The 6,000-nt window shown below is 73.6% G+C and carries 4 protein-coding genes; 2 read left to right on the forward strand and 2 right to left on the reverse strand.

The window, feature by feature from the left end:
- The first annotated feature begins 178 nt into the window (after positions 1–178).
- Together HCK00_RS24085 and HCK00_RS24090 are read left to right on the forward strand one after the other, a co-directional pair.
- Positions 179–2,218, forward strand: a complete 2,040-nt coding sequence (locus HCK00_RS24085) for an acetoacetate--CoA ligase (protein WP_168104138.1) — start codon at positions 179–181, stop codon at positions 2,216–2,218.
- Positions 2,219–2,373: 155 nt separating this feature from the next.
- Positions 2,374–3,348 (forward strand): DUF8829 domain-containing protein, encoded by a 975-nt coding sequence (locus HCK00_RS24090; protein WP_168104139.1) that lies wholly within the window; start codon positions 2,374–2,376, stop codon positions 3,346–3,348.
- A 122-nt stretch (positions 3,349–3,470) separates the two neighbouring features.
- Here the strand turns inward: HCK00_RS24090 and ptsP are convergent, their stop codons facing one another.
- Positions 3,471–5,150 (reverse strand): phosphoenolpyruvate--protein phosphotransferase, encoded by a 1,680-nt coding sequence (gene ptsP / locus HCK00_RS24095; RefSeq protein WP_168104140.1) that lies wholly within the window; start codon positions 5,148–5,150, stop codon positions 3,471–3,473.
- Positions 5,151–5,253: 103 nt separating this feature from the next.
- Positions 5,254–5,703, reverse strand: coding sequence for a PTS sugar transporter subunit IIA (locus HCK00_RS24100; protein WP_168104141.1), 450 nt, complete (start codon positions 5,701–5,703; stop codon positions 5,254–5,256).
- Positions 5,704–6,000 lie beyond the last annotated feature (297 nt).

The raw sequence follows: 6,000 nt of genomic DNA on the forward strand, positions 1-6,000 counted from the left end.
CGCGGCACACCATCCGGGGGTGCCCTGTGGCCGTCCCGCCCTGGTGTGGGGAGCGCGCGCATGGCATCGTCCTGCACAGCCGCCGCGCACCGCGCACGTCCCCGGCCACCATCCCGGGGGCCGGGCCGTGCCCGTGGCGGTGACGCACACGACGCGTGGACACAGCACGGGAGCCGCCATGACCGCCGCGCACAGCGCAGCACCGAGGACCGCAGCTGAGCCCGAGCAGCCCGAGCCGCTGTGGAGTCCCGGCCCCGGCCGCATCGAGGGCGCCGGGCTCACCCGCTTCCAGTCCTGGGCCGCCGGGCGTTTCGGCGCCCCCGACGCCGTCCCCGGCGATCCGGCCGCTTCCTACGCCGCCCTCCACCACTGGTCCGTCGCCGAGCTCGAGACCTTCTGGCAGGCGGTCGCCGAATGGTTCGACGTCCGGTTCACCACCCCGTACGAGCGGGTCCTCGCCGACCGGGCCATGCCCGGCGCCACCTGGTTCCCCGGCGCCACCCTCAACTACGCCGAGCACGCGCTGCGCACGGCGCTGGACCCGGCGCGCGCCGGTGAGCCCGCGCTGCTGCACGTCGACGAGAGCCATGAGCCCCGCCCCGTCAGCTGGGCCGAGCTCCGCCGCCAGGTCGGCTCGCTCGCCGCCGAGCTGCGGCGCCTGGGCGTCCGCCCCGGCGACCGCGTCAGCGGCTATCTCCCCAACGTCCCGCAGGCGGCGGTCGCCCTGCTGGCCACGGCCGCCGTCGGCGGCGTGTGGACCTCCTGCGCCCCCGACTTCGGGGCCCGCAGCGTCCTCGACCGCTTCCAGCAGGTCGAACCGGTCGTCCTCGTCACCGCCGACGGTTACCGCTACGGCGGCAAGACGCACGACCGTGCCGCGGTCGTCGCCGAACTCCGCGCCGAGCTGCCCACGCTCCGCGCCGTGGTGCACGTCCCGCTGCTCGGCACCCCCGCCCCCGAGGGCGCCCTGGAGTGGGAGGCCGTCACCTCCGGCGACGCCGAACCCGTCTACGAGCCGGTCCCCTTCGACCACCCGCTGTGGGTGCTGTACTCCTCCGGCACCACCGGCCTGCCCAAGGCCATCGTCCAGTCCCAGGGCGGCATCCTCGTCGAACATCTCAAGCAGCTCGGCCTCCACTGCGACCTCGGCCCCGGTGACCGTTTCTTCTGGTACACCTCCACCGGCTGGATGATGTGGAACTTCCTCGTCTCCGGCCTGCTCACCGGCACCACCGTGGTCCTCTACGACGGCAGCCCCGGCCACCCCTCCACCGGCGCCCAGTGGCGCGTCGCCGAACGCTCCGGCGCCACCTTCCACGGCACCTCCGCGGCCTACGTCATGGCCTGCCGCAAGGCCGGCGTCCGCCCTGGCCGGGACCACGACCTCTCCCGGGTGAAGTGCGTGGCCACCACCGGCTCACCTCTGCCGCCCGACGGCTTCCGCTGGATCCACGACGAGGTGGCCGAGGATCTGTGGATCGCCTCCGTCAGCGGCGGCACCGACGTCTGCAGCTGCTTCGCCGGTGCCGTGCCCACGCTTCCCGTCCACACCGGCGAACTGCAGGCCCCCTGCCTGGGCACCGATCTCCAGGCGTGGGACCCGCGGGGCGAGCCGGTCACCGACGAGGTCGGCGAGCTGGTCGTGACCAACCCGATGCCCTCCATGCCGGTCCGGTTCTGGAACGACCCCGACGGCACCCGCTACCGCGACAGCTATTTCGAGATGTTCCCCGGCACCTGGCGCCACGGTGACTGGATCACCGTCACCTCCCGCGGCTCCGTGATCATTCACGGCCGTTCCGACTCCACCCTCAACCGGCAGGGCGTCCGGATGGGGTCCGCCGACATCTACGAGGCGGTCGAACGCCTCCCCGAGATCCGCGAGTCCCTCGTCATCGGCGTCGAGCAACCCGACGGCGGCTACTGGATGCCGCTCTTCGTCCATCTCGCGGAGGGCGCCGTGCTCGACGACTCCCTCCGCGAGAAGATCCGGGTCGCCGTGCGCGAACACCTCTCACCGCGCCATGTCCCGGACGAGATCATCGAAGTTCCCGGCGTGCCGCACACCCTCACGGGGAAGCGCATCGAGGTCCCCGTCAAACGGCTGCTGCAAGGCGTCGACCTCGACAAGGCGGTCAACCCGGGCTCGGTGGACGACCTCGAACTCCTCCGGTTCTACGGACGTCTCGCCGGCCGGCGCGCCGAAACCGGCCCCTGACCCCTGATCCCCTCCGGGCACCGGATCTCCCCGGCTCTCTCGGGGGCCCCTCTCGCGGCCCCGACGGTCCCGGGAGGTCCCGTTGTCAGACCCCTCGGTTACGTTCGGTGAGCAATCCGGTTCCCGTGCGAACCGACCGTAACCGAGGGGGAGACATGGCCGCGTCCAGGAATCACCGCAAGCCCGCCGCCGGCAACCGCCACCCGTTGCTCTCCGAGGTGGGGAGCACCGTGGCCCTGCTGGCCGACGAGGAGGACTTCGCCGCGATGAGCGGCTACCCACCGTTCGCCACACTCGAAGGCCACCACGCCTATCTCCGGACGACGGAGGAACTGCTCCGGATCCTGGCCGCGAGGGACGGCCACACCACGATCGCCCTGTTCGACCCCGTCCGCTTCCACGCCCACTGCGAGGAACGCGGTCTCGACCCCGCCGACCCCCGCAGCCGCGCCCGGTACACGGCGGAGATCGCGTCGGCCGGAGCCACCGTCCCCTACGACGGCAAGCCGCTCCCTTTGCTGCTGCCCCTCCTGGTCGACGCGGCCGAGCGGCGCGCCGGACTGGAACTCGCCACCCTGCTGCTCGCCACCGCCGGTGACTGCCCGCGCTGCGGGGAGGACCTCGGCCGCACCGCCTGTGCCCGGGCCACCGCGGCCCTGACCGCGCTCGTCGGCGCCGCCGGCCCCGGCGCCCACCACCTGGTCTGCAGCGTGCCCGCCGGACCGGCCCCGCTCACGGCGGTCCTCCACGCCGGCGGGCCCGGCGGGGCAGCCGTCCCGGGCGGAGCGGAGGGGGCCGGGAGGGACGGGGACGGAGCACCACGGCCCGGTACGCCGGGCGGCTCCGAGGGGGACACCCTCCTGTTCTGTACGGTGCTCGCCGCGGGCCTCGCCACCGGCGTTCCCGGCGGCATCGTCCTGCGCACCCTGGTGCCCGGCGGCCGTGACCGGGTCCGTGGCTGGTCCCTGCGCGACGGCTGGCCGCGGCCGCTGACGGCGGCCGAGGTGTTCACGGCCTACTGCACCGACCCGGAGACCGGCGAACCCGTCCCTCCCGAGCCGGGCGTCGACCACCTTCCGGGGCTCCCCCTCCCCGAACCGGAGCCCTGCTGCCCACCGGACACCCCCTGAGCGGCGGGGGCGGTGGCCGCACTGCGCCACCGCCCCCTGGGACGCCGCTCGTCCTTCCCCCGGCCGGCACCGGCGCCGTGACCGGAGCGCCCGGTCCCGCCGGCCGCTCCGGGGGCAGGCGATCATTCGCCGGAGAGCACCACCTGCGCCGCGCGCCGGGCCTCTTCGGCGGTGTCGGCGGCCCGCGCCGCCGCGGCCGCCCGCTCGCACTGGGCGAGGGTGTGCTTGGCCAGCGTCGCCCGCACGTACGGCAGGGAGGCCGCCCCCATGGAGAGGCTCGTCACGCCCAGCCCCGTCAGCACACAGGCCAGCAGCGGGTCGGAGGCGGCCTCGCCGCACACGCCGCAGCTCTTCCCCTCCGCCTTCGCGGCCTCCGCCGAGAGGGCCACCAGGTCGAGCAGCGCGGGCTGCCAGGGGTCCTGCAACCGGGAGACGGCACCGACCTGCCGGTCCGCGGCGAAGGTGTACTGCGCCAGGTCGTTGGTGCCCAGCGAGAGGAACTCCACCTCCTGGAGGATCGACCGGGCGCGCAGGGCCGCCGAGGGGATCTCCACCATCGCGCCGAACTTCGCCCGAAGCCCGGACTCCCGGCAGGCGTCGGCGAACGCCTTGGCGTCGGTGCGGTCCGCCACCATCGGCGCCATCACCTCCAGGTACACCGGCAGCCCCTCAGCGGCCCGGGCCAGGGCCGCGAGCTGGGTTCGCAGCACCTCGGGGTGGTCGAGCAGGGTCCGCAGCCCCCGCACACCCAGTGCGGGGTTGGGCTCATCGGACGGAGTGAGGAACGCAAGCGGCTTGTCGGCACCCGCGTCCAGCACCCGCACCACGACCCGGCCCTCGGGGAACGCCTCAAGGACCGTCCGGTACGCCTCGGTCTGCTTCTCCTCGGAAGGCGCTTCGTCCCCGCCGTCCAGGAAGAGGAACTCCGTCCGGAAGAGACCGACCCCCTCGGCGCCGGCCGCGACGGCCGCCGCCACGTCCGCCGGGCCTCCGATGTTCGCCAGCAGCGGCACCTTGTGCCCGTCCGAGGTCGCGCCCGGCCCGGTCACGGCCGACAGTGCGGCCCGGCGCTCGGCCGCCGCCGACTCGATCTCCGACCGCCGCTCGGCGCTCGGGGACACCACGATCTCGCCCGTGCTGCCGTCCACGGCGACGACCGTCCCCTCGCCCAGGTCACACGCGCCGGGCAGAGCCACCACGGCCGGCACCCCGAGGGCCCGCGCCAGAATGGCGCTGTGGCTCGTCGGCCCGCCTTCCTCGGTGACGAATCCCAGCACCAGCGTGGGGTCGAGCAGGGCGGTGTCCGCGGGCGCCAGGTCCCGCGCGATCAGCACATACGGTTCGTCGCTGTCCGGCACCCCCGGCATCGGGACGCCCAGCAGCCGCGCCACCACCCGGTTGCGCACATCGTCCAGATCGGCCACCCGCCCGGCCAGGTACTCGCCCGCCCCGGCCAGCAGGGCCCGGTACGCGGCGAAGGCGTCGTACACGGCCCGTTCCGCCGTGCTGCCCACCGCGATCCGCCGGTTGACGTCCGCCATCAGCTCGGGATCCTGCGCCATGAGGGCCTGCGCCTCGAGCACCGCCTGGGCCTCGCCGCCGGCCAGTTTGCCCCGGGCCGTCAGATCGGCGGCGACCGCTTCCACCGCCTGCTGTGCCCTGGCCTGTTCGCGCGGCGCCTCCTCATGGGGGATCTGCTTGGCGGGCGGTTCCAGCACCGCCGTCCCCATGTGCCGTACCTCGCCGATCGCCACCCCGTGGCTCACCCCGACGCCTCGGAGTGTCGTCTCCGTTGTCTCCATTGCACCCGTCTCCGATCGGTGCGGCCGGTCTCCGCCGTATGCCGCGTGGATGTCATGTCGCCGTGCAACCGGGGCACGGCCCGCGCTCACGCCCAGGAGACGCTCACGTCCAGGAGAAGAGGAGGGCGCCCGTGGTGACGTCCCCCGACTCGGAGACATCGGAGAGGGAGTCCGCCGACGCTTCCAGCGCCACGACCGGGCACACGGGAGATTTGCCGGCCGACTCGACCTCGGCCGGGTTCCACCGCACCACGGGGTCGCCGCGGCGTACCGTGTCCCCCTTGGACACCAGCAGTTCGAACCCGGCCCCGTTCAGCTGCACGGTGTCGATACCCAGGTGCGTCAGCACCCCGTGGCCCTCCTCGTCCACCACCACGAAGGCGTGGGGGTGGAGGGAGACGACGACGCCGTCCACGGGCGCCACGGCGGCCGACGGTTCACGCACGGGGTCGACCGCGGTCCCGGGCCCCACCATCGCGTCGGAGAACACCGGATCGGGCACTGCCGCGAGTCCGATGGAGCGGCCGGTGACCGGAGACGTCACGGTGGTCATGAGTAGCCTCTCGAGCGGGATTTGATCAGCGCCGTTCCGCCTGGCGGCCTGGGCGCCTCGTGTCCAGAAGCGTAGATGATGGGCACACGGGTGCCGCCGCCGAACCGATTTGCTTCGCCGAGCGCGAGCGCTGTACTGTCGTACTCCTGCCCGCAACCGAGCGTCGGCGCAAGCAGCCGATCGGAAGCGGACAGCACTCTCCAACTCCTCGAAGTCATATCGCACTTCGGCCTTCTGCGTGCCCCCGGATGGTGGCCGGAAGGAACTGGAACGCCTGGTAGGGTTGGAAACACCGAA

It is taken from the genome of Streptomyces zingiberis (assembly GCF_012034935.1).
GTDB lineage: Bacteria > Actinomycetota > Actinomycetes > Streptomycetales > Streptomycetaceae > Streptomyces > Streptomyces zingiberis.

Excerpts from the sequence above, each read along its gene's own strand:
- HCK00_RS24085 (WP_168104138.1), top strand. The coding sequence starts at position 179 with ATGACCGCCGCGCACAGCGCAGCACCGAGGACCGCAGCTGAGCCCGAG.
- HCK00_RS24090 (WP_168104139.1), top strand. The coding sequence starts at position 2,374 with ATGGCCGCGTCCAGGAATCACCGCAAGCCCGCCGCCGGCAACCGCCAC.
- ptsP (WP_168104140.1), bottom strand. The coding sequence starts at position 5,150 with ATGGAGACAACGGAGACGACACTCCGAGGCGTCGGGGTGAGCCACGGG.
- HCK00_RS24100 (WP_168104141.1), bottom strand. The coding sequence starts at position 5,703 with ATGACCACCGTGACGTCTCCGGTCACCGGCCGCTCCATCGGACTCGCG.